12 protein-coding genes are annotated in these 19,873 nt (G+C 59.0%); 4 read left to right on the top strand and 8 right to left on the bottom strand.

Annotated elements, in window-relative coordinates; translation table 11 throughout:
- Position 1: 1 nt before the first annotated feature.
- Positions 2 to 1,129 (bottom strand): YlbL family protein, encoded by a 1,128-nt coding sequence (locus QDX22_RS00300; protein WP_110098580.1) that lies wholly within the window; start codon positions 1,127 to 1,129, stop codon positions 2 to 4.
- 205 nt (positions 1,130 to 1,334) lie between these two features.
- Here QDX22_RS00300 and QDX22_RS00295 point away from each other — a divergent pair, with 205 nt between their 5' ends.
- A complete protein-coding gene (locus QDX22_RS00295; RefSeq protein WP_110100236.1) occupies positions 1,335 to 2,759 on the top strand; it encodes a zinc-dependent metalloprotease in 1,425 nt (474 codons plus the stop codon).
- Here the strand turns inward: QDX22_RS00295 and QDX22_RS00290 are convergent.
- Positions 2,756 to 3,430 (bottom strand): SprT-like domain-containing protein, encoded by a 675-nt coding sequence (locus tag QDX22_RS00290; protein WP_158278510.1) that lies wholly within the window; start codon positions 3,428 to 3,430, stop codon positions 2,756 to 2,758. The two genes, QDX22_RS00295 and QDX22_RS00290, sit on opposite strands and share 4 nt — an antisense overlap.
- Positions 3,431 to 3,617: 187 nt before the next feature.
- Here QDX22_RS00290 and QDX22_RS00285 point away from each other — a divergent pair, with 187 nt between their 5' ends.
- On the top strand, positions 3,618 to 4,730 hold the full coding sequence (locus QDX22_RS00285; protein WP_110098577.1) for a ThiF family adenylyltransferase: 1,113 nt from the start codon (positions 3,618 to 3,620) through the stop codon (positions 4,728 to 4,730).
- Positions 4,731 to 4,737: 7 nt separating this feature from the next.
- On the opposite strand, the gene QDX22_RS00280 is transcribed toward QDX22_RS00285, so the two are convergent.
- Together QDX22_RS00280 and nudC are read right to left on the bottom strand one after the other, a co-directional pair.
- Positions 4,738 to 6,918, bottom strand: coding sequence for an ATP-dependent DNA helicase UvrD2 (locus QDX22_RS00280; RefSeq protein ID WP_110123423.1), 2,181 nt, complete (start codon positions 6,916 to 6,918; stop codon positions 4,738 to 4,740).
- A 97-nt stretch (positions 6,919 to 7,015) separates the two neighbouring features.
- On the bottom strand, positions 7,016 to 8,026 hold the full coding sequence (gene nudC / locus QDX22_RS00275) for an NAD(+) diphosphatase (RefSeq protein WP_110123422.1): 1,011 nt from the start codon (positions 8,024 to 8,026) through the stop codon (positions 7,016 to 7,018).
- A 157-nt stretch (positions 8,027 to 8,183) separates the two neighbouring features.
- Here nudC and QDX22_RS00270 point away from each other — a divergent pair, with 157 nt between their 5' ends.
- Positions 8,184 to 9,473 carry a phosphotransferase gene (locus tag QDX22_RS00270; protein ID WP_279717901.1) on the top strand — a complete coding sequence of 430 codons (1,290 nt, stop codon included), beginning with the start codon at positions 8,184 to 8,186 and terminating at the stop codon, positions 9,471 to 9,473.
- A gap of 131 nt (positions 9,474 to 9,604) precedes the next feature.
- Here the strand turns inward: QDX22_RS00270 and QDX22_RS00265 are convergent, their stop codons facing one another.
- Both QDX22_RS00265 and QDX22_RS00260 read right to left on the bottom strand, forming a co-directional pair.
- Positions 9,605 to 13,189 carry an ATP-dependent helicase gene (locus QDX22_RS00265; protein ID WP_279717900.1) on the bottom strand — a complete coding sequence of 1,195 codons (3,585 nt, stop codon included), beginning with the start codon at positions 13,187 to 13,189 and terminating at the stop codon, positions 9,605 to 9,607.
- Positions 13,177 to 16,557 carry a PD-(D/E)XK nuclease family protein gene (locus tag QDX22_RS00260; RefSeq protein ID WP_279717899.1) on the bottom strand — a complete coding sequence of 1,127 codons (3,381 nt, stop codon included), beginning with the start codon at positions 16,555 to 16,557 and terminating at the stop codon, positions 13,177 to 13,179. The genes QDX22_RS00265 and QDX22_RS00260 overlap by 13 nt, the downstream gene beginning before the upstream one ends.
- A 182-nt stretch (positions 16,558 to 16,739) precedes the next feature.
- On the opposite strand from QDX22_RS00260, the gene QDX22_RS00255 reads away from it, so the two are divergent.
- Positions 16,740 to 17,420 (top strand): exonuclease domain-containing protein, encoded by a 681-nt coding sequence (locus tag QDX22_RS00255; RefSeq protein ID WP_110100398.1) that lies wholly within the window; start codon positions 16,740 to 16,742, stop codon positions 17,418 to 17,420.
- Here the strand turns inward: QDX22_RS00255 and hemL are convergent.
- Positions 17,410 to 18,735: a glutamate-1-semialdehyde 2,1-aminomutase gene (hemL, locus tag QDX22_RS00250; RefSeq protein ID WP_110098571.1), complete on the bottom strand. Its 1,326-nt coding sequence runs from the start codon at positions 18,733 to 18,735 to the stop codon at positions 17,410 to 17,412. The two genes, QDX22_RS00255 and hemL, sit on opposite strands and share 11 nt — an antisense overlap.
- Positions 18,736 to 18,801: 66 nt before the next feature.
- Positions 18,802 to 19,788 carry a porphobilinogen synthase gene (hemB, locus tag QDX22_RS00245; RefSeq protein ID WP_110098570.1) on the bottom strand — a complete coding sequence of 329 codons (987 nt, stop codon included), beginning with the start codon at positions 19,786 to 19,788 and terminating at the stop codon, positions 18,802 to 18,804.
- Positions 19,789 to 19,873 lie beyond the last annotated feature (85 nt).

Below are 19,873 nucleotides of genomic sequence, written 5' to 3'. Positions count from 1 at the left end.
GCTATCCGCAGGTGGTGACGTTTTCTGCCTCTGGTGTGTCGTGAGATTTCACGATCTCCACAGCCTGTTCCAGGCTCGACACCGAATACACGGTGATCCCGTCGGGGACCTTATCGTCAAGTTCTGGACAGTTAGCCTCTGGGGCCAGAAACACGGTGGCTCCAGAGCGTTGAGCACCATAGACTTTTTGGAGAATTCCGCCAATGGGGCCGACAGTACCATCGGGGTCGATGGTACCGGTGCCGGCAATATGGTCACCGTCGACCAGGTTCTCCTCGGTGAGTTTTTCAATAATGCCCAGCGCAAACATCATCCCCGCGCTGGCACCGCCAACATCACCGAGGGACACTTCAAAGTCGTAGGGGAAGTCGAACTCGGAATCTAAGTAGATCCCGATCTGGTAGCTACCGTCCTCAGCCTCAGTGACGGGTACGTCGATCTTGTGTTGCTCGCCGTCCCGCTCAATGGTGAGCGTCACCGGCTCCGGCGCGGAGTCGTCAACAGCATCCTTGAGTCCTTGCAGACCGGTAATGGGGTGACCGTTGGCAGCAATCACCTGATCTCCTCGACGCAACAGGTCAGTGGCCTCAGCGCCTTCTGCAAAGTCGTGGACGAACAGATGCTGGGTGTAATCGATCTCCAGATACTCCAACGCCGCAGCCATCGCCCACGACTGAGAAGTATTCATCGCCACCGTGTTGGTCTCTTGAACCTCAGAGGATGACACGTTCGAGGGATAAACTGTGGCCGAAGGAGTCAGAGAAACGTGGGGGAACATCCAGCCAAACAACACGTCGATAGCAAAAGTCGCTCCGGTGGGCGGACCTTGAACCGACACGGTTGTCATATCCAGCGCACCGTCGACGGGATAAGTCTCGGTACCCTCAATCGACAAAACCGGTTCTTCCCCCTCACCAAGATCAACGTCCCCGATGGTGTTGACGGTCGGGCCGGGGTGCTCGGCAACGTAGGACACCGGAAATACGACCCCAGCCAACAGTGCTGCAGCCAGCAGAAGACCTGAAATCCACACCATGCGGCGTCGCTTCACCTCGCGTGGCGATTCAGGGCGCACGTCGGCTGAGTCATTCACCCGCAAGGGGGTGAGATCATCCGGTGATAAAGACATGTTGTCCGAGCCTTCCTGACAGTGCGCGCTGGCGGAGAAGAGAGGTCTCCCAATCCCTTCTATTCTAGAAGAAGAAATAACATCTGTACGACAGCGTTGAGCCTCGTGACATCGGCACGAGACGCCGGTGTGCCTTCAGCGAACCTCAACGGCAACTACCGCGCGAAGCTGTCATGGTGCGACCGGAATCGGTAGTCTATAACTCATGACTACTCCCCCGGATGGACCACGGAATGACCACGGCGACGACGGTTCGGACAATAACGATCCGTTTTCCGAGATGTTGCGTCGCATGTTTGGCGAGCAGGCTCCTAACCCCGAAGAAATTCGTCGAGCCATGCAACAGATGTCCGGCCAGTCCGCGATGCCGTTGGATCCGGCCATGTTTAACCCCGCCATGATGCAACAGATGATGTCACAATTCCAGGCCATGATGTCCTCGGGTAATTCTGATGAACCGGTGAACTGGGCACTGGTACGCCAAACCGCCCGGCAGGCTGCCGCCGGCGACGACCCATCGGTGGGCACCTTCGCACGACGGGAAATCGAAGATGCCTTGCGCCTGGCGGAGCTATGGTTGGATCAGGCCACCACTATGGAATCCACCGGATATTCCGGCGTGGCGTGGTCCCGAGCCGAATGGGTCGAGAAGACTCTTGACCAGTGGAAAGAGATGACTGAGCCGGTTGCCACCTCGGTCTCACAGGCCCTGTCTCGGGCTTTGTCCGAACAGCTTCCCGGCCAGCTTCCCGAAGAGATGCGAGCTGCCATGGGCGACATCGGTCCGATGATGAAGAACATGGGTGGCACCATCTTCGGTCTGCAACTCGGCCAAGCCTTGGGCGAGCTCTCCCGCGAAGTTCTTTCGGGAACCGATTCCGGTTTCCCGGTGGCCGGCCACCGGCTGGTCATGCTTCCGGTCAACGTCGAAGAATTCGGTGATGGCCTGCAGGTTCCAGAAGATCAAATCCGAATTTATCTCGCCTTGCGGGAAGCGGCCCGAATGCGTCTGTTTGTCCATTCACCGTGGCTGGAGCGTGATTTGATGGCCGCCGTGCAACAGTACGCGGCCGGTTTAACCATTGATTTGAGCTCCATTGAAGATGCTGCCCAGTCGGTTGACCCCATGAACCCCGAGTCTATGCAAGAGGTCTTCTCCGGCCGAATGTTGGTCCCTGAACCCACCGGGACCCAGAAGGCTGCCCTGGAACAGCTGGAAACCACCTTGGCCGTCATCGAGGGTTGGGTCGATGTCGTCACCACTCAGGCAGCTCAGGCACTGGAATCAGAAGCTGCACTGCGCGAGATGATTAATCGTCGCCGTGCCACCGGTGGGCCAGCAGAACATGCTTTTGGCTCGTTGGTCGGCCTGGACCTTCGTCCTCGTCGATTGCGGGAGGCTGCTGCATTCTGGCAGAAGATTACCGACGAGAAGGGCACGGAATACCGCGATTCGATCTGGGAAGAACAGCTGTGGATTCCGACCGCTGAAGATCTTGACGATCCCGACGGATACGAAGCACGTCGCCAGGCTCAGGCCGAGCAGACCGAACAGATGGATGAGGAGCTCCGCAAGCTACTCGATGGTGGCTTCAACGACGACGGCCAAACACCGGGAAAGGATCGTTAATCCTCGTCACCGTCGTCCCCAGTCGTCCAACCCAGTTGCGGTGAGCACGCACTTGCGAAACGTCGTGCATGGCTGAAACCCTCCAGATAGGCCATCGCTTCATCCATCCGAGAATAGCGAGCAGCCATCCGGTGAAAATCTGCGTCATGCCCGCCGTGGGCTAAATGAACCAATTCGTGGACCAGCACACCGTCAATGACCCACTGAGGCATACCTTTCAGCTGGGTGGACAACCGAATCTCTCCGGTAGCCGAGGTGCACGACCCCCAGACTTTGGTCTGCCGGCTCGACCACCTGACACTCGCCGGCACAACCTCGGAATTCAACCATGTTTTGGCTAAAAACACCGCCCGGTCGTAGAGGTCCTGGTCGCTGGTTTTCATGCGGTTGTCGCGTTTTTTCTCCAGACGCTGGATCAGGTCAGCGCTGGCATGAAAGATTGCTTCCTGACTCAGCCGGCCCGGTGCAGCGATGTGCAACATTCCGTCTTCGTAAGAGGCTTGGAAGCTTCTCGTGCGCCGGAGCGAACGAATAATTCGTACGGTTCGACCGTGATACTCATAGACTTCGGCGACGCGGCCACGACCCAACCGGAAGGGACCGTCTAGGTGCCGAAAGCCGTGTAATGTTGAGGGCGAATGCTGGGTGCTGTGCTGTGGTAGTGATGTCATGGTGTCCATTCTTCGGTCACGGCAACCCTACCCCAACAAGGCGTGTTGGACTGTGGACAACAACACCTGAGCAAACCAGTTGTGGACAACCGTCTGCACGAGCTCACGGTCTTTGCGATGATGGCAGTCCGGACCCTTCCGGTCAGCCGGTACTGGCCCGAATCATCGTCGTCCCAGGAGCTACTTCATGCAAATCAACCCCGGCCTGTCTTTCGTGAAAATTTCAGCTGGCCTGGTCCAAATCGGTTCAGGTGAACGATCTCTGCAGATCTCTGGCGCCACACCGCAAATCACCGCGCTACTGGAGAAACTGCGTCGCGGAATTCCGGATGGTAGCGAACCACGTCACGGCAAACAGGCCGGGCTCAGCACTCAGGAAACCTGGCGACTGATCTCAACCCTCGACCCAGTCTTGTTGAACTCCCCGGCCGAGCCGTCCCCAGAACCAAGCACCGACTGTGACGTTGCCACGGCCACGGCCACCCTGCAGGCGGTAACCGTGGAGCCCAGCTCGCAGCATGACGCTGACGAGAAGACTTCGGTGCAGGTTTGTCCAGTTGATGCACCCACTTTGCACACTCGACGCGCTCAGTCCTCCGTGCAGATACTGGGGACTGGTCGCAGTGGGCGCGCCTTGGCACTCCTGCTTGCCAACGCCGGCGTCGCAAGGATGTGGGTGTGGGATCCCCAACCTGTCACAGTCAGTGATCTCGGCACCGGGTTCCTGCCCGAAGATCTTTCACGGTGCCGGGGTGTCGCCACCGCCGAACAGTTACGTCACCAGTTTCCTGACATCGAGATTTTGCCCCAGTCACACCCCGTCGCGCCCCAACCGTGCGGTGACCTGTCTGTCTGCATCACACGAGGCGGACTGGCCACGGAGTTTCTCGCCCAGGCCCAACGTCGAGCTCAACCAGTGCTACCAGTCACCCTTCACGACGATCGCGTCGTCATCGGCCCCTGGCTTTTGCCCCAAACCTCGCCGTGCCCTCACTGCTGGATGGCACGCGAAGCGGAGCTCGATCCCTCTTACGCGGATCGACAGCATGCGTTGCGAGCGCAAGCAGCAGGTCGTGAACCTCTAGGTTTGGCCTACGCTGTCGCTGGATTAGTGGGCATTCAAGTGCTGAATTGGATCGATGCCACACCGCTTCGAGATGTCCTGACGCTGACCGATGCCGGCGAAGTCCCCGGCGCTGTACCCGGTCAAGTACTCAGCGTCTCGGCCCGAACCGGTGCCGTATCAAGCTTCACGATCAGTGAGCATCCCCGCTGTTGTGGCGCGGTCGCCTACTCCTGACACGCAGCTAGCCATTCTGGTCTTCCTCCCTGGGGGCGGAACTGACGAGGTGGAGCACCGCATCCCCGTATTTCGACAATTTGGCATCCCCGATTCCGGGGACCTGGCGTAATGCGCTCGCTGTCTGTGGCACCTTTTCAGCGATGGCCACCAAGGTCGCGTCTGTAAACACCATCATCGCCGGCAACTTTTCTGACTTGGCGGTGGTGGAGCGCCACTCTTTGAGTGTGTCCAGAAGGTGCTGGTCATAGGTGGCTGGACAGTTTTGACAGCGGCCCAGTTTCCGGGCCACCGGTGTTTCCAGTGGCTGGCCACAGACCCGACACTGTGCCACCTGTGAGCGCCCGCGACGCTTACCGTGGAAGTCACCCGGAGAGGACCGCTGGGCCTGGTTCGATGCCGACACACCCGTGTGCGGTGAAGGAATCGTCTGCGTCGATGACGCTTGCGGGATCAGGGCCGAGAGGAACCGTGAGGGCTTGGACTTGTTGCCAGTTCTTCCGTTGCGGTGACGCGGCCAGCTGAAAAAAATTTCATTCCGTGCACGCGTAATACCCACATAGAACAGTCGTCGTTCTTCATCAATCTCGCTCTGGGTTTGAGCAAAACCAATCGGGACCATTCCCTCGGTGAGTCCGGCCAAGTAAACCGCGTCCCATTCCAATCCTTTAGCTGAGTGCAACGACGCCAAGGTCACCCCCGAAACGGTGGGCGGATGCTCATCGGTGTCTCGGTGCTGTAGTTCCTGGACCACCTGGTCGAGACTGAGCTGTGCACCGTGATCATCCAGCATTCGGCGACCCAAGGTAATTAGTGCGTCAAGGGACTCCCACTTCTGTCGCACTGCACCGGTGGCTTGGGGCGGATCAGTGCTGTATCCCAATGAGGTCAGGATCGCTTCCATCAGCTCCACCACCTGTTCGCCCCGCACCGCAGGTGAGGCCTGAGCGGCGGAGCGTAGTTGCAAGACAGCTTCCCGAACTTCAGTGCGTTGGAAGAACCCTTCGGCGCCTCGGAGCTGGTAGGGAACGCTGTGTCGGGTCAGAGCCTGTTCGAAATGCACCGATTGGGCGTTGGTACGGAACAGTACCGCAATATTTTCCGGGAGTTTTCCGTCGGTGATTTGCTGATGGATATGGCTGGCGATCTGGTCTGCTTCGGTCTGTTCATCCTCACATTCCCAAAACACCGGCGCCGGACCATTATCTCGCTGAGAGACCAACTCGAGCGGACGAGGCCAGCGAGGCATTCTTCCTCCGGCTTGCTGGCCCTGTTGGGTCCGTTGTTCCAAGAGTCGATTGGCCAAGGCCACAATGTGCGGGGTGGACCGATAATCCCGGATCAGCTCGATGCGTTGAGCCTGCGGATAGGTCGTTGTGAACTCCAACAAGAACCGTGACGTGGCCCCGGTAAAAGAGTAGATGGTCTGCGAGGCATCACCCACCACGCATAATTCATGGCTGTCGCCCAGCCAGGCCTCTAGCAACCGCTGTTGGAGCGGGGAGACGTCCTGATACTCATCGACGATAAAGACCCGGTACTGACGACGTACTTCGGCTGCAATAGCTGGCTCAGATTCGAGGATCCCAACCATCAACAGCAACACATCGTGGAAGTCCATCAATCGCTGGTCGGCTTTGAGATCTTCATAGGCTTGAAAGAGCCGAGAGAACAACAACGGGTCCCACCCGCTAGGCAACGGGCGGTGACCTGCCTGATGTTGGTAAGTCTCCGGGGTGAGCATCGAGATCTTGGCCCATTCGATTTCTCCGGCAAGATCTCGGACCGTGGCTCGATCGGTACTCATCCGCAGCCGGTTAGCCGCATCAATAATCAGTCGGATCTTATGCTCTAATAGCCCAAACATTGGTCCACCAATTGCTTGGGGCCAGAAATAACTCAGCTGCTTCAACGCCGCGGCGTGAAATGTGCGTGCTTGTACTCCCCCAGCGCCTAGCACCCGGAGACGAGCTCGCATTTCCGCAGCGGCTTTGCTGGTGAAGGTCAGCGCCAACGTGTGAAACGGACTATAGGCTCCGGTGGCCACTCCGTAAGCAATCCGGTGGGTAATGGCTCGAGTTTTCCCGGTCCCGGCCCCGGCCAGAATGCACACGGGTCCGTGCAAGGCGGTGGCTGCCCGGCGTTGCTCCACGTCGAGGCCTTCAAGTATCTCCTCGGGTAAACTCACCGTGGCACCTCCTTGACTCGATAGATTGTGCAACGTCCGGCCCAACGTCGCTACGTGGCTTCAGCGGTCACCTCAGAAACGTAGCACGCTAAGGCGCTCAGTTTTGCAGTACGTGTGGGTCCGGAAGAGGCCCGCCATACCAGTGCTCGATCAGCATTCGTGCGATCGATGCGGACCCGGGTAGGTAGATCTCGCCACGCTCAGCCTGAGACCACATCTCGGCTTTGGTAAACCACGTCACCGACCGCATCTCCTTGTTATCCGCTCGAATTGTCTCCACGTTGGTGGCACGCGCCCGAAAACCTAGCATTAACGATTGCGGGAACGGCCACGGTTGCGAACCGAGATACTGTGGGTCAGCCACGTGCGCCCCGGCTTCTTCGTAGACTTCTCGGATCACCGCTGCCTCGAGGGATTCTCCGGGCTCAACGAACCCCGCCAGTGTGGAGTACCGGTTCGGGGCCCATGCCGTATTATTTCCCAGCAGTATTCTGTCATCGTCATCGGTGATGGCCACGATGATGGCCGGATCGGTGCGGGGGAAGTGCTCAATTCCTTCAGCGGGGCAGGTTTTAACCCAGCCGGATTGCTCAGTGACCAGCCGGTGTCCACAATGCGAGCAGAACCGGGTCCGGGAGTGCCAGTTGGCAATCGCCACCGCCTCCACGAAAAGGCCGGCTTCTTTGCCAGAAAGCCCCGCTGCGACTTCTCGAACCGAGAGCCATTGCACTCGCCCCGGATTAACCTCCGCCCCATCCCAGCGGTGCGGGTTGAGTAACTGTGGTGCAGTATCTTTTGACCCGGAAGGCACCAGGACAATGTCGTTGGGGCTGATCCCGTCTAGGTCCTCGGGGGACAGGTCTACTACTCGTTCACCGCGTCCCAGATAGACCGCTTCTTCTGGAAGCGGGCCTTGGGGGTGGTCGAACACGAGTGCGCCCCGATAGACCGGAACCTGACGGGCGTGAAGTCTGAGGACTTTGGTTTCAGGAGCTGACCAGAGGGTTGGCAACCAGGCAGGGTCCTCCCGTTGCAGGCACCCTCGGTCCAGGTCTTCACGAGCTAGTGGCAAAGCACCAAGAGGAGGGAAAGTCTGCTGATTGCTCATGGTTTCTACGGTACTGGAAACGCGCTCGCTTCTGGGGAGTCATTCCTCAGGGCATAACGGTGCGTCGCTGAACGCTGGCTGAGTATTCCAGCCAAATTGTGGACTCGCCAAATCACAAGCGGGCCGGTAAAGGTGGATATTCAGTAGGCTGGATGCTGTGAAACGCACACCCATGGAACTCGCCGCCCTCGCCTCCGCAGCTATGCCGGGACTAGATATTGTGGGTGTAGCTTCCACCGGCGAACAATCCCCAGAGTTCGACAATGCCCTGGTGACCGACCGAGATAACACCATCTGGCGGGTCCGCTCGCCGCGCACTGACCAAGCCGGCATGAGGTTGGAAACCGAATTGGAGGTGCTGTCTGGTTTTACTCCCACGATTCGGGCGAAGTTACCTTTCCGCGTGCCTTCTGTTGCCGGAGCTGTGCAACTGGATCGTCGTCGAACTTTTGTCTATCACCAGATCCCCGGCGAGGAACTCGACCTCGACACCATTGTCTGCCTGCCCGATATCGTTCGGGATGACCTCGGACGGATCACCGCAGCAATCCACGAATTACCACGTTCGGTTGTGGAAATTGCCGATCTGCCGGTGTATACCGCTGAGGAACATAGAACCCGTCGTCTCAACGAATTGGACCAAGTCGCGCTGACCGGAAAAATCCCCTCGATACTCTTACGACGGTGGGAAAATGCTCTGGAAGAAACCCAAATGTGGGGGTTCACTCCCACGGTTGTTCACGGAGATCTGCACGAAGAACACTTGTTGTTCGACCGTGGTCGAGCAGTGGGTTTGATCGGCTGGACTGACCTTCATATTGGGGATCCTGCGGTCGATTTTTCCTGGTTAGCTTCAGTCGAGGATCCAGTCTTCGGTGAACAGATCATCGATGCCTATTACCGATATCTGGGCGCTGCCGCCGATGACCGGGATTTCCACCTGATGCGACGGGCATCATTGAGCGCTGAATTTGCTCTGGCCCAATGGCTGATGCGTGGCATCAACAGTCATGATCAGCGCATGATCGATGATGCGGTGTCGATGCTGGACGATTTGGCCGCCGACGTTGCAGAAACCGGTGGCCAGGACGTGGGCTCGGAGCTGTCAAAGCCTCATCATTCCTCGGTCGCGGCGCCCGATGAAACTAATCCGGCACATTCCACGGCCAAAGCGGACGACGGCACCTCTGCTGAACAGGTCCAGCAGGTCAACGAGCCAGAAGAGGTCACTGCCCCTATCAGCACCATCAACGCTAACCTCAACGCTGAGGATGGTGCCGTGGTGACCGACGCCGATGTCGATGCTGACGACGATGACGCAACCGAAAACGAGAATCCAGTCCGAGATGATCCCAAAGCATCTGAGGCCTCGCCACCGGAAGCAGACAACGCAGACGACGGTGATCAGGTCGATGACGATGCCGGCGTTGTCACCGAACCGGTGTAGTTAGACGCCATTCGTCAGATGACAGAGGACCGCGAGTCAGATTCCGCGTCGCAGGCCGAGGATTCATCATCTCGCAACTAGTCCTCCTCCGTCGCATTGGCAGTGTTCCCTATCACCGCGACGATAGCCACTCAATCTGCTCCGTGGGGTTCGGTGGCTTCCAGCGCTTGAGCCAGCAACGCTTCCAGTCGCTCGGCGTCAGCAAGGTTGACCGGAGTTCGTTCTTCGCCATGTGCAAGGTACACAAAACGTCCCGAGATATTCGCCAGGGGAATATCATGTAGCCGTGACCAGGCCAAACGGTACAGCGCCAGCTGAAGCCCTTTATGTTCCAAGTCGTCTGGGGTCGACGGCACCATACCCGTTTTCCAGTCAACGAGCTCCCACTGCGCGGTGGGGTCGAATTCCTGATCCGGGTGGTCTCCCCCGTTCCGAAAAACAGCGTCAATACGGCCACGAATGGTCACCGACCCGACTGTCGTTTCCACCCCGGCTTCGATGAACGCTGGTGAGCGTTGCGCCCATCTGGTGTTCAGGAAGTTCTCTCGCAGGGTCGTCACACCGGTTTGTTCGTCCCAGACCTGGTCGGCATCCTCGACCGGGTCCTCGAAGTCGAGCAGGCCCGTGATGCCAGGACGCTGACTGGCGAAATGTTCCTCAATCCATTGGTGGACGAGCGTACCTGTTCGGGCTGCTTTGATCGGTCGACGTGGCATCGGACGTTTCAGTGACTTCGCTACGGTGTGCGGGTCGTCTACCAAACTCATAAATGCTGAGGCCGAGAGGTGACTTGGCAAGTGAACCTCACTGCTCTGCGTCATATCTTCGTCGGGTTGGGCCCACTGCACGCGTTGAGCCAGCTCGTGGTCTTCAATATCCGTGACAGATGTTTCACGCGCATCGGTCACCCATTGTGCCGCTTGTGTCACCGCTTGGCGACGTGGGTAGTGGCGAACCAGAGGTTTTCCGGCCCGGTCATCGATCCAGTAAACGCCGTCATAGAAGTCCGTTGCATTGATTTGGTAAATCGATGCGCCATCGAGAGGATCGACAGGCCAGGTGGAGACCAGGATCTTCTCAGCCCGCGGGTTCTTATCTCCGACGACTTCGGAGTCTGTTGAATCAACCCAGTGTCCAGTTTCGACCCCGTCTAGTCCCTGAAAAATGGTCAAGAACTCGGACTGTTCAACGGCTTTCTTCTTTGTTCCCACCCAGTGGCTTCCTGAGAGCCACAACAAGTGCTTGGGACGGGTGAAGGCAACATAAGCTAGTCGCTTTTCTTCGAATCCATTGCGGATCTTCACGTTCTCAGACAACCGATGATAGGTCACCCGATCTTGATCTTTCGTGGAGAACGTGGTGTTGCCTGCTCCTGCACTCCACTCTTTTAGGGTTTCGGCCTGGTCGAAAGGCCACTGATACTCGTCTGGAATATCGTGGCGAAGCCCCCAGGGTAATGCCCCGCTGGAGGTGGAAGTCCATCTCTCGGGTTTCTCCGACGGGAATTTTCCTGCGCTCAGTCCGGGAACGAACACGGCGTCCCACTCCAATCCTTTGGAAGAATGGACGGTGAGCAACTGGACGGCTCCGGGGCGTGGTTGAACGGCGGGTAGTGCCAGCCCTTTTTCTTCTGCCTCAGCAGTTTCTATCCATGCCAGAAAGCCCGACAAATCAGACGTCAAGGAGTCGTCCAGCCCTTGTGAGAACTCGTCGACGACATCGTAAAGGGCTTCCAGGTGTTGCAGTGCCTCGGAGAGTTCCGTTCCTGGATGTGCCAGAACTTCTGCCTCAATCCCACTACGGCGGGCAATCATCCGGAAGAATTCCGGAAGATCCAGTGAACGCAACTCTTGGAGCGAGACTAATAAGTCCGCAACACGGTGCAGTCGTTGGAGCCCTTCCTCGGTGAATCCGTGATGGGCTGCCTCCTCAGTCGGCGGTAACTTATACAGTGCTTCGATCAGTGACACTTCTTCAGCGTCTTCGGAGACGAGTGCCTCGGCGAGCTTCTCAGCATTCCAGATCTGTTCTGGGTCATCAGACCGGAGTTCCGACGGAGGTTGAGCGTCACGTCCATGACGCACGAGTCCTCGGGCATAACGGTTAAGTGCCCACAAGTCGGCTGTTCCGATTCTCCAGCGCGCATTACTCAAGATACGTACTAGAGCTTCGTTTTCCTGCGGAGCGGCAACCACACGAGCTAACGACAGCACCTCGACGACGGCGGGAACCTCGACAAGCCCCGTCATCCCCAGGATTTCATAGGGGACTCCTCGCGCTTCGAGTGCTTCAACCAGAGGCAGGAAGTCTGCCTTGCGACGACAAAGAATGGCAGCCGACTTCTCGGTGTGATGTGGCTCGTTCGAGCCGGGATCGGTAATCCCCAGGCAGTCTGCGACGGTGTCGGCCAGCGTGCGTGCTTCGTCTTCGGAGTCTTTGAACCAATTGATAACCACGCGTCCGGGTTCACCAGTCACTCCTGCCGAGAGTTCTTGGACCGGGACGGGCCTGCCGGTGGTCGGTTCTCCATCCAGTTGCCCGATAATGGCATTGGCACCGCGCAAAATGCGCTCTCTATTTCGCCATGCCACGCTCAGGGGCAAGATATCGGCTGGAGCCCGTGTGTCAACACGGTCGTCATCGGCACGCCTAACGGCTGGGAAATATTCGGGAAAAAGACCCAGCTGACCGGCGGAGGCACCTCGGAATCCATAGATCGACTGGTTGGGGTCCCCCACAGCTGTGACACAGTGACCTGCTCCCTGGGAGGATTGGGCGCCGAACAGCGAAGAGAACAGCATCATTTGGGCGTGCGAGGTGTCTTGGAATTCGTCGAGGAGGACGACCTTATACTTCTCGCGTTCGCTGGCGGCAGCTTCGGGAATCGTGGAGGCGATCAGTTGGGCATAATAAACCAGGTCCCCATAATCCATGAGGTTATGGTCTTTTTTCACCTGGGCGTAACGTGCAACGATATCGGCCATGGTCATTTTCACGCGGAGGCTGTTAAAGATCTCCGTAGCGTATTTGGGACGTTTTGCCCCGGTGTCTAGACGCTGGCCGGACTCCAAAATTTCGATCACGTGCTCTTTGATCTCGTGAGGTTTCACAAGATGTTCGTTGGCTTCCGCGGCGAGTTTTTTGACCGCCGAAATCAACGAACTCTCGGTAAAGTCCAGTTCGGACACATCAGCTTCCCAGTTTGCCACGATCTCGGCGATGATCTGGAATGATCGGGCCTCTCCAATCATTTCTGAATCGGGTTCGACACCAATGCGTAGCCCGTAGTCTGCTACCAGCGCATTCGCATAGGAGTGGTAGGTGGAAACGCTGGCTTGTCCCGGGTCGTGGCGGTCGAGAGTCAAGCCTAGTGACTCGTGGCTCGCGAGGTTTTCAATGGCGGCGTTCACGCGTGCTGCTAATTCACCAGCGGCTTTGCGAGTAAAAGTGACGCCAAGAATTTCTTCGGGACGCACAAAACCGTTGGCAATCAGCCAGATGACTCGGTCTGTCATGGTGCGCGTTTTGCCCGAGCCAGCACCAGCGACCACGAGGAGGGGGTCTGGACCGTATTCGATGACGGCGCGCTGTTGTTTCGTGGGATACATCCGCTGTTGGGGTGGCTTCGCGGACTGAAGGATATCGGCCAGTTCTTCAGCGCTAAACCGAACGTCTCCCCAGGTGTTTCGTTGCGGTTGAGCTGCTAAAGGTTCCACTCTGTGATCTGCCTTCCTTGCCGTGTGATGGGTGAGAGGATCTGGTAGGACGATTTCTGGAACTCCCCAGGGTCCCACCAGGTCAGATAGCTCGCTCCAGAGACGCGTCGCGCCGCGTCCCGGATCTGTTGGCTAGCCCAGTTTTCTTCCGGGTGTTCGGGGTTCTCGGGAACAACCGGCTGTTGGTGTTGGACTTTTAGGTTCTGGTTGGTGGTGCCCAGCTGGACTAGCATGGCTCCACCTGGGGTGGTGGGCTGAGAAAACTCGGCCGACTCGAGCTTCGTTGCCTTCAAGACGCCGGAGATGATCAGGGCCTGATAGGTGGCCAATTGTGGCAGGCGGTCAACCTCTTCGCTTCGAGGCATCGACTTGCCGGTCTTGAGGTCTACCACGGTTGGACGACCCTGTGAGTCTTTTTCCAGCCTGTCAATTTTTCCGTTAACTTTCACGTCGAGATCCTCAACCGTGAAGGTGGCGTTGACGCCCAATTCGGTAGCAACCAGACTCCGGCCGTCGTGACGCATGGCGATGACATACTCGCTGAAAAAGCTCAGCATATCTTTGATCCGCTGGCGTTCTCCCTCGGCCTGCCAGCTTTCGGGGTCAAGCTCCAGGGCGCGGAGTAAAACCGGGAACAATTCTTCCAGTCCGGCTTGCAGGTCTTCGGCTCGTCCCTGGTGGTATTTTTCAGCCAATGCGTGCACGAAGGTGCCGCGCTTCAAAGGCTCTGATGAGGAGGTTGAGGCTCCGATCTTGTCGAAGTACCACTCGGCTGGGTTCGCCAGAGCGGCACCGAGGCTTGAAGGCGACAAGGAGATCATGGGCCGACCAGATTCGAGATCTTCGGCAACGGCTGCCGGGTGGGTACTGGACAACGGTGCCAGCCCCCACCAGAAGTTGGGGTTGGCGCTCGAGACGCCGTGGTCGCTTAGCACGGCCAACGCAGTTGCTGCATCACGTTGCCGGCTTTCATCGCGATGTTCTGGTTTCTGACGGGCTGAGTTCTCCAGTTCTCGACGCAGGGTGGCGACCAGCATCCTCCGCGTCAACGGTGTGGGCACCGAGGTTATCGGCCGTACTGGCTGGTCCTCAGTGACGTGCCAGGGCTGGATTCGATCAAGGAAAGCACTAGGTTGAGATTCTTCGGTGGCGACCGCTGAACCGATCACAATCTTGCGTGCCCGGGAGATGGCCGCGGCGAAGGTGCGCATTTCGTCGGTTCGAACTTCCGCGATCCGGTCTACCAGTCTGTCATGGGTCGTTCGACCACGCACGAGGTCGACGAGGTCCCCGGTTTTCAACAATTGTCCACGCACTCGGGTGTTGGGCCAGATGCCTTCTTGGACTCCCACAATGAGGACTGCGTCCCACTCACCGATGACCGCAGACGACGGGGTCAGCACCGAGACCGCCTCATCAAGGTGGTGAGTCTCCGATAGCGAGTCCATGGGGAGGTCTTGGTTTTCCAAGTATTCGACGAATCCGGCGGACGTTTCGCCGGGGAATTGATCTTCGTATCGTTCGGCGGCGTCAAAAACGGCGATCACGGCGTCAAGGTCGCGGTGGGCCTGAGCCGCCTGTTGCGCCTCACCTTCCAACGCGGTAGTTTCCCATGATGTCGCGACGCGAGCTGCCTGCCATCCGGCCCACAAAACCTGGCTCGGTTCAGGTGAGTCTGACTCCACGGCACCACGCATAGCATTGAGCATCTTGCCAATGCGCACCACGGAACGAGCATAATCCGGAAGGGCACGCCCAGGGTCCAGACTCAGCATCTGGTATACCATCTCCGGGGAGTCGACCAGTATATCCAGTAGCTCATGTGAGCTTCGGCTTCCGCCCTGGGCTTGCTCGGTTTGCAGTAAACGGCGTCGTAACTGGCGCACGTGTACCGCGGTGGCACCGCCGTAGCGACCGGTGAGTAACCAGCTCAGCCGCTCCGGTGCAAGACCGGTCCCCCGCGGTGGTGCCGGACTGCTGGCAACGGCCACCAGGGTGAGCAGCGGTGAGACCGCTGCCTGCTGGTTGAGCATGACGTCGGCCATGCGTCGGTGCACTGGGATCCCCTCTAAGCTCAACGAACGGGCGATGGCATCGACCCGGCTCGCGGTGCGGGCAATGACGGCCATGTTCGAATAAGGAATCTTGTGTTCTAAGTGCAGTTGCAACAGTTGTTGGTGCACCAACAGTTTTTCTTGGCCAGCACTGGCCACCCAGCGTACTTCGGCACGCTCATCGTTGTGGTTTGTTATGGTCTCGGCCTCTTCCGAGGTGGGAGTGGCAGGCACCGTTGAGGGCAACCCCATGGTGACGGGAATACGTTGAGCGGCCCGACGCCAGGCTTGAAAAACCGGTGCCGCCATGCGGTGCTGATGTGTCAGTTCAATGATGCGCTGGCGACGTTGCTCGCCGGAGAGATCGCCCCTGATCATCCGTTGCGGTAGCTCGGAGAGCAACTGCGGTGTCGCTCCGCGGAAGCCCTGCACCGTCGTGGTCGGGCTGGCCGTCATCACCACATCCAGGTCACTTGCCCAGATCTCTAGAAGGCGGTAGACCGCTGGGTTGGCGTCCTGGATGTCGTCGATGATCACCACCGGACGCCGTTGACGCTCTGCGTCGAGAAAAGAGCGGTGGGCTGGGTCAGCGAGATAATCGGCCGCCCGGGTAATCAGTCCCGCTGGGTCGAAGGCCGATGCTGAACGCAGATCAAGGTCATCGCGATAGTCCTGCAACAGCTCAGCAACAGCTACCCATTCGGGGTAATGATACTCTTCTCCCCACCGTTGGAGTTGGCCCGGTTCAATACCGTATTCGCTGCAACGATCGATCAGTTCGCGAACCTCACGCCGAAATCCAGCCAGCCCCACGGCCTGTTGCAATGACTCGGGCCATTGTGGCCCGGTGTTTTCTTCCCGGTAGGTCTCCAGAATCTCCGCGATCTTTCGGTCCTGTTCAGCACCAGCTAACAGCCGAGGTGGTTCCTCCACATGTTCCAGATAGCCTTCGGCACGCATCCGCCGAATCACATCAAAGGCAAATGATGCCACGCTGCGCACCGGTGTCTCTGCCCGTGTACCCAACCCTTCGGCCTGCAACCGCGCGGTCAAAGCGTTTCGAACCTGGCTGGCTGCTTGGCGCGAACCCGCCAGCATGACTACCTCGTCTGGCTGACAGTCGGTGATCATTCGCTGGACCGCGTATTCAATCGTGGTGGTTGTCCTCCCGGACCCGGGCGCGCCGATCACCAGGACGGGCCCGTGACCGGCTGGCAGCGTGACAACACGGCGTTGGTCAGCATCAAGTTCAACAGCGGAAGCGACGGGCTGGAGAGGCTGGAGGAGTTCAAACCCAGGCTGTGGCTCAGACATAGTGTCCATCTAACCGCACCACCAAGGACAAGTTAAGCCTTGGCAGAATTGTCGCGGTGTTGTTTCCACCACCGCAAGGCGGTGGGTTCCCCCGGAGGCGTCGACCACGTAGCGTAAGACAGGTGAACGAAGCTCTACAATCGATTGCCCCACGTCCCGATCAGCCGTGGCACTGCGGTGCGATGGTGGGGTTTGATCTGGAAACGACCGGTCGGGACCCGCGCCAAGCCCGGATTGTCACGGCCTCATTAGTCGTCGTGGATCCGCAGCGGGTCCAACGGGCCAATGCTGAGTGGTTACTCAATCCCGGTGTGGAGATTCCTGCTGAGGCAACCGCAGTGCATGGGATATCCACTGAATATGCCCACATGCACGGGACCGCTGCGCGGGAGGGAATTGACCAGATCGCCGGCACGCTGGCTGACTTCATGGCAGCAGGTTTCCCCGTGGTGGCCTATAACGGGGTTTATGATTTCACGGTATTAACCGCAGAAATTGCCCGCCACGGGCTAGAGACCTTGACGATCTCCGGGGTCGTTGATCCCTACGTCTTGGATAAACAGGTCGACACCTACCGCAAGGGTGGACGCACGTTGGGCAAAGTCGCTGAGATCTACCAGGTCCGGCTCGATAATGCGCACGCCTCAGCCGCCGATGCGTTGGCTGGTGTGGAGATCGCCTACGCCATCGCCGAGAAGTACCCTAAGCTATCCGTACCTTTGTCCGAGCTCTTCGAATTGCAGAAACGGTGGAAATCCGCCCAGGCAGAAAGTTTCGAAGCCTACCTGCGCCGGAGCAAGGATCCTGAGGCGACAGTGTCGCGCCACTGGCCAGTCGAAGACCTCGACGGTTCTACTCGGTAGCGGCCGCGGCAGCCTTGGCTGCTGCCGGGAGCGCCTCGGCAATCCTGTCGATGGCCTGCTGGTCATGAGCCGCGGAGACAAACCAATCCTCAAACACGCTGGGCGCGATGTAGATACCTTGTTCGAGTAACGAGCGGAAGAACGGCGCGAATCGGAAGACCTCCTGGTTCTGCGCGTCGTGGTAGTTGCGCACCCCGTGGTCGCTGGTGCCAAAGGCCACGGAGAAAATCGTTCCCGCCACTTGCAGGGAATGGTCCACGCCTTCAGCATCCAAGGCCTCAGAGACCAGTTGCTGAATCTGCCGGGAGGCATGAGCCACCTGCTGGTAGACCTGCTCATCAGCATTGCTGAGAGTCGCGATACCGGCAGCCATAGCGACGGGGTTTCCCGACAGGGTTCCTGCTTGATAGACCGGCCCCAACGGGGACAACAGGCTCATGATCTCGGCGTTGCCGGCCACCGCTGCCACCGGCATACCCCCGCCGATCACTTTGCCAAAGGTCCACAAATCCGGAGTCCAGCCCTCGGGTTGACCGGTTAACCCCCAGCCTCCGGTGGGGGTAGCGCGGAATCCGGTGAGGACTTCATCCCAAATGAGTTTGGCCCCGTGACGCTGGGTGATTTCACGTAAGAAGCCCATGAACCCTGGCTCAGGCGCCACAATGCCCATATTGGCCGGCACGGCTTCGGTGATCACCGCAGCAATCTGCTCGGGGTAGTCAGCGAAGACTTCTTCCAGGGCTTGCCGGTCATTGAAGGGCACCACCAGCGTTTGAGCGGCCACCGCAGCAGTCACACCGGCCGAGCCCGGAAGTGACTGGGTCGCCACACCCGATCCCGCCGAGGCCAGTAGCCCATCGGAGTGGCCATGGTATCCCCCGGCGAATTTCACGATCAGGTCCCGTCCGGTGGCACCGCGCGCGATGCGTAGCGCGGTCATGGTCGCCTCGGTCCCGGTCGAGACAAACCGGATGCGATCGATCGGCAGAATGGATTTCACCAGTTCGGCTAAGTGTGTCTCGTCCGGGGTGGACGCACCGAAGGACAGGCCGCGGTCGACCGCTGCATGCACGGCCTCCACCACCGCCGGGTGTTGGTGCCCCAGGAGCATGGGCCCCCATGAGCCAACCAGATCAACGTACTCGTTGCCTTCGACGTCGGTGAGGTAAGCACCCCGCGCACTGACGATGCTCGGCGGGGTCAGTCCGACGGATCCGAACGCGCGCACCGGAGAATTCACCCCGCCGGGCATGGCGGCTTCGGCAGCGCGGAAGGCCTGCTGGTTGCTGGTGAAAGACGTAGGCTGGTCGGTCATGGGATTCTCACAGTCCTGTTCTGAGCTGGACGGGGTCGGGCGGGTCTGGTTGGAACTCACTGGGCCTTAGATCAGGCCACGGTGGATCCAATCGGCGAGTTCTAGGGCGTAGTAGGTCAGCACCTGGTCAGCTCCAGCCCGACGGATGGACAGCACCGACTCGGCCACGGCGGCGTCGCGGTTGATCCACCCGTTAGCGGCAGCTGCTTCGATCATCGCGTACTCTCCGGAGATCTGGTAGGCCGCAACCGGTACGTCCGAGAAGTCGGCCACCTCGCGCAGGATATCCAGATAGCTCATCGCAGGTTTGACCATCACCATATCAGCGCCTTCTGCTAGGTCGAGCTCGGTCTCCAGCAGAGCTTCGCGCCGGTTCGCCGGGTCCATCTGGTAGGTTTTACGGTCGCCTGTCAGGCTGGAGTCTACCGCTTCGCGGAAGGGTCCGTAGAAAGCGGAGGCGTATTTGGCCGAGTAGGCCAGGATCCCGACGTGTTGGGCGGAGACCTCGTCGAGGGATTCACGGATGACCCGGACTTGGCCATCCATCATGCCAGACGGGCCGACCATGTGCACCCCGGCTTCGGCATGGGTTTGGGCCATTTTGCCGTAGAGCTCCAGGGTGGCGTCATTATCGACCCGTCCGGTCTCGTCGAGGACGCCGCAGTGGCCGTGCTCGGTGAATTCGTCCAGGCAGAGATCGGACATCACCACCAGATCGTCACCGACTGCCGAGACAACCGCGCGGATGCCACGGTTGAGGATGCCGTCGGGGTTGAGTGCTTCGGATCCGGTGGCGTCGAGTTTTTGCGGGATCCCGAAGATCATGATGCCACCCAGTCCAGCTGTGGCGGCCTGGGTGGCAACCTGTTTGAGAGAGTCTTCGGTGTGCTGGACGACACCGGGCATCGAGACCAGCGGGTTCGGCTCGGTCAGGCCCTCTTTGATGAAGACGGGAAGAATGAGTTGGGAGGGATGAAGCCGAGTCTGTGCGACCATCCGACGCACGGCAGAGTTTTGACGCAGGCGCCGGGGACGTTGGAGCGGAAAAGACATGGTCCTTCCTTCTCCCCTGCTATGGGGGGTCGGCAGTGTGGGTTCGGCGCTGGTGACAGGCTGATGACAGCTGGTCACCGCGCTC

This window comes from Auritidibacter ignavus, assembly GCF_029853775.1.
Classification (GTDB): Bacteria; Actinomycetota; Actinomycetes; order Actinomycetales; family Micrococcaceae; genus Auritidibacter; species Auritidibacter ignavus.
The sequence above is the reverse complement of the archived record's forward strand: the minus strand, read 5'-3'. Positions and strand labels throughout refer to the sequence as shown.

What these genes read in the sequence shown, in the direction of transcription:
- QDX22_RS00300 (WP_110098580.1), bottom strand. Translation starts at nt 1,129, where the DNA reads ATGTCTTTATCACCGGATGATCTCACCCCCTTGCGGGTGAATGACTCA.
- QDX22_RS00295 (WP_110100236.1), top strand. Translation starts at nt 1,335, where the DNA reads ATGACTACTCCCCCGGATGGACCACGGAATGACCACGGCGACGACGGT.
- QDX22_RS00290 (WP_158278510.1), bottom strand. Translation starts at nt 3,430, where the DNA reads ATGACATCACTACCACAGCACAGCACCCAGCATTCGCCCTCAACATTA.
- QDX22_RS00285 (WP_110098577.1), top strand. Translation starts at nt 3,618, where the DNA reads ATGCAAATCAACCCCGGCCTGTCTTTCGTGAAAATTTCAGCTGGCCTG.
- nudC (WP_110123422.1), bottom strand. Translation starts at nt 8,026, where the DNA reads ATGAGCAATCAGCAGACTTTCCCTCCTCTTGGTGCTTTGCCACTAGCT.
- QDX22_RS00260 (WP_279717899.1), bottom strand. Translation starts at nt 16,557, where the DNA reads ATGTCTGAGCCACAGCCTGGGTTTGAACTCCTCCAGCCTCTCCAGCCC.
- QDX22_RS00255 (WP_110100398.1), top strand. Translation starts at nt 16,740, where the DNA reads ATGGTGGGGTTTGATCTGGAAACGACCGGTCGGGACCCGCGCCAAGCC.
- hemL (WP_110098571.1), bottom strand. Translation starts at nt 18,735, where the DNA reads ATGACCGACCAGCCTACGTCTTTCACCAGCAACCAGCAGGCCTTCCGC.
- hemB (WP_110098570.1), bottom strand. Translation starts at nt 19,788, where the DNA reads ATGTCTTTTCCGCTCCAACGTCCCCGGCGCCTGCGTCAAAACTCTGCC.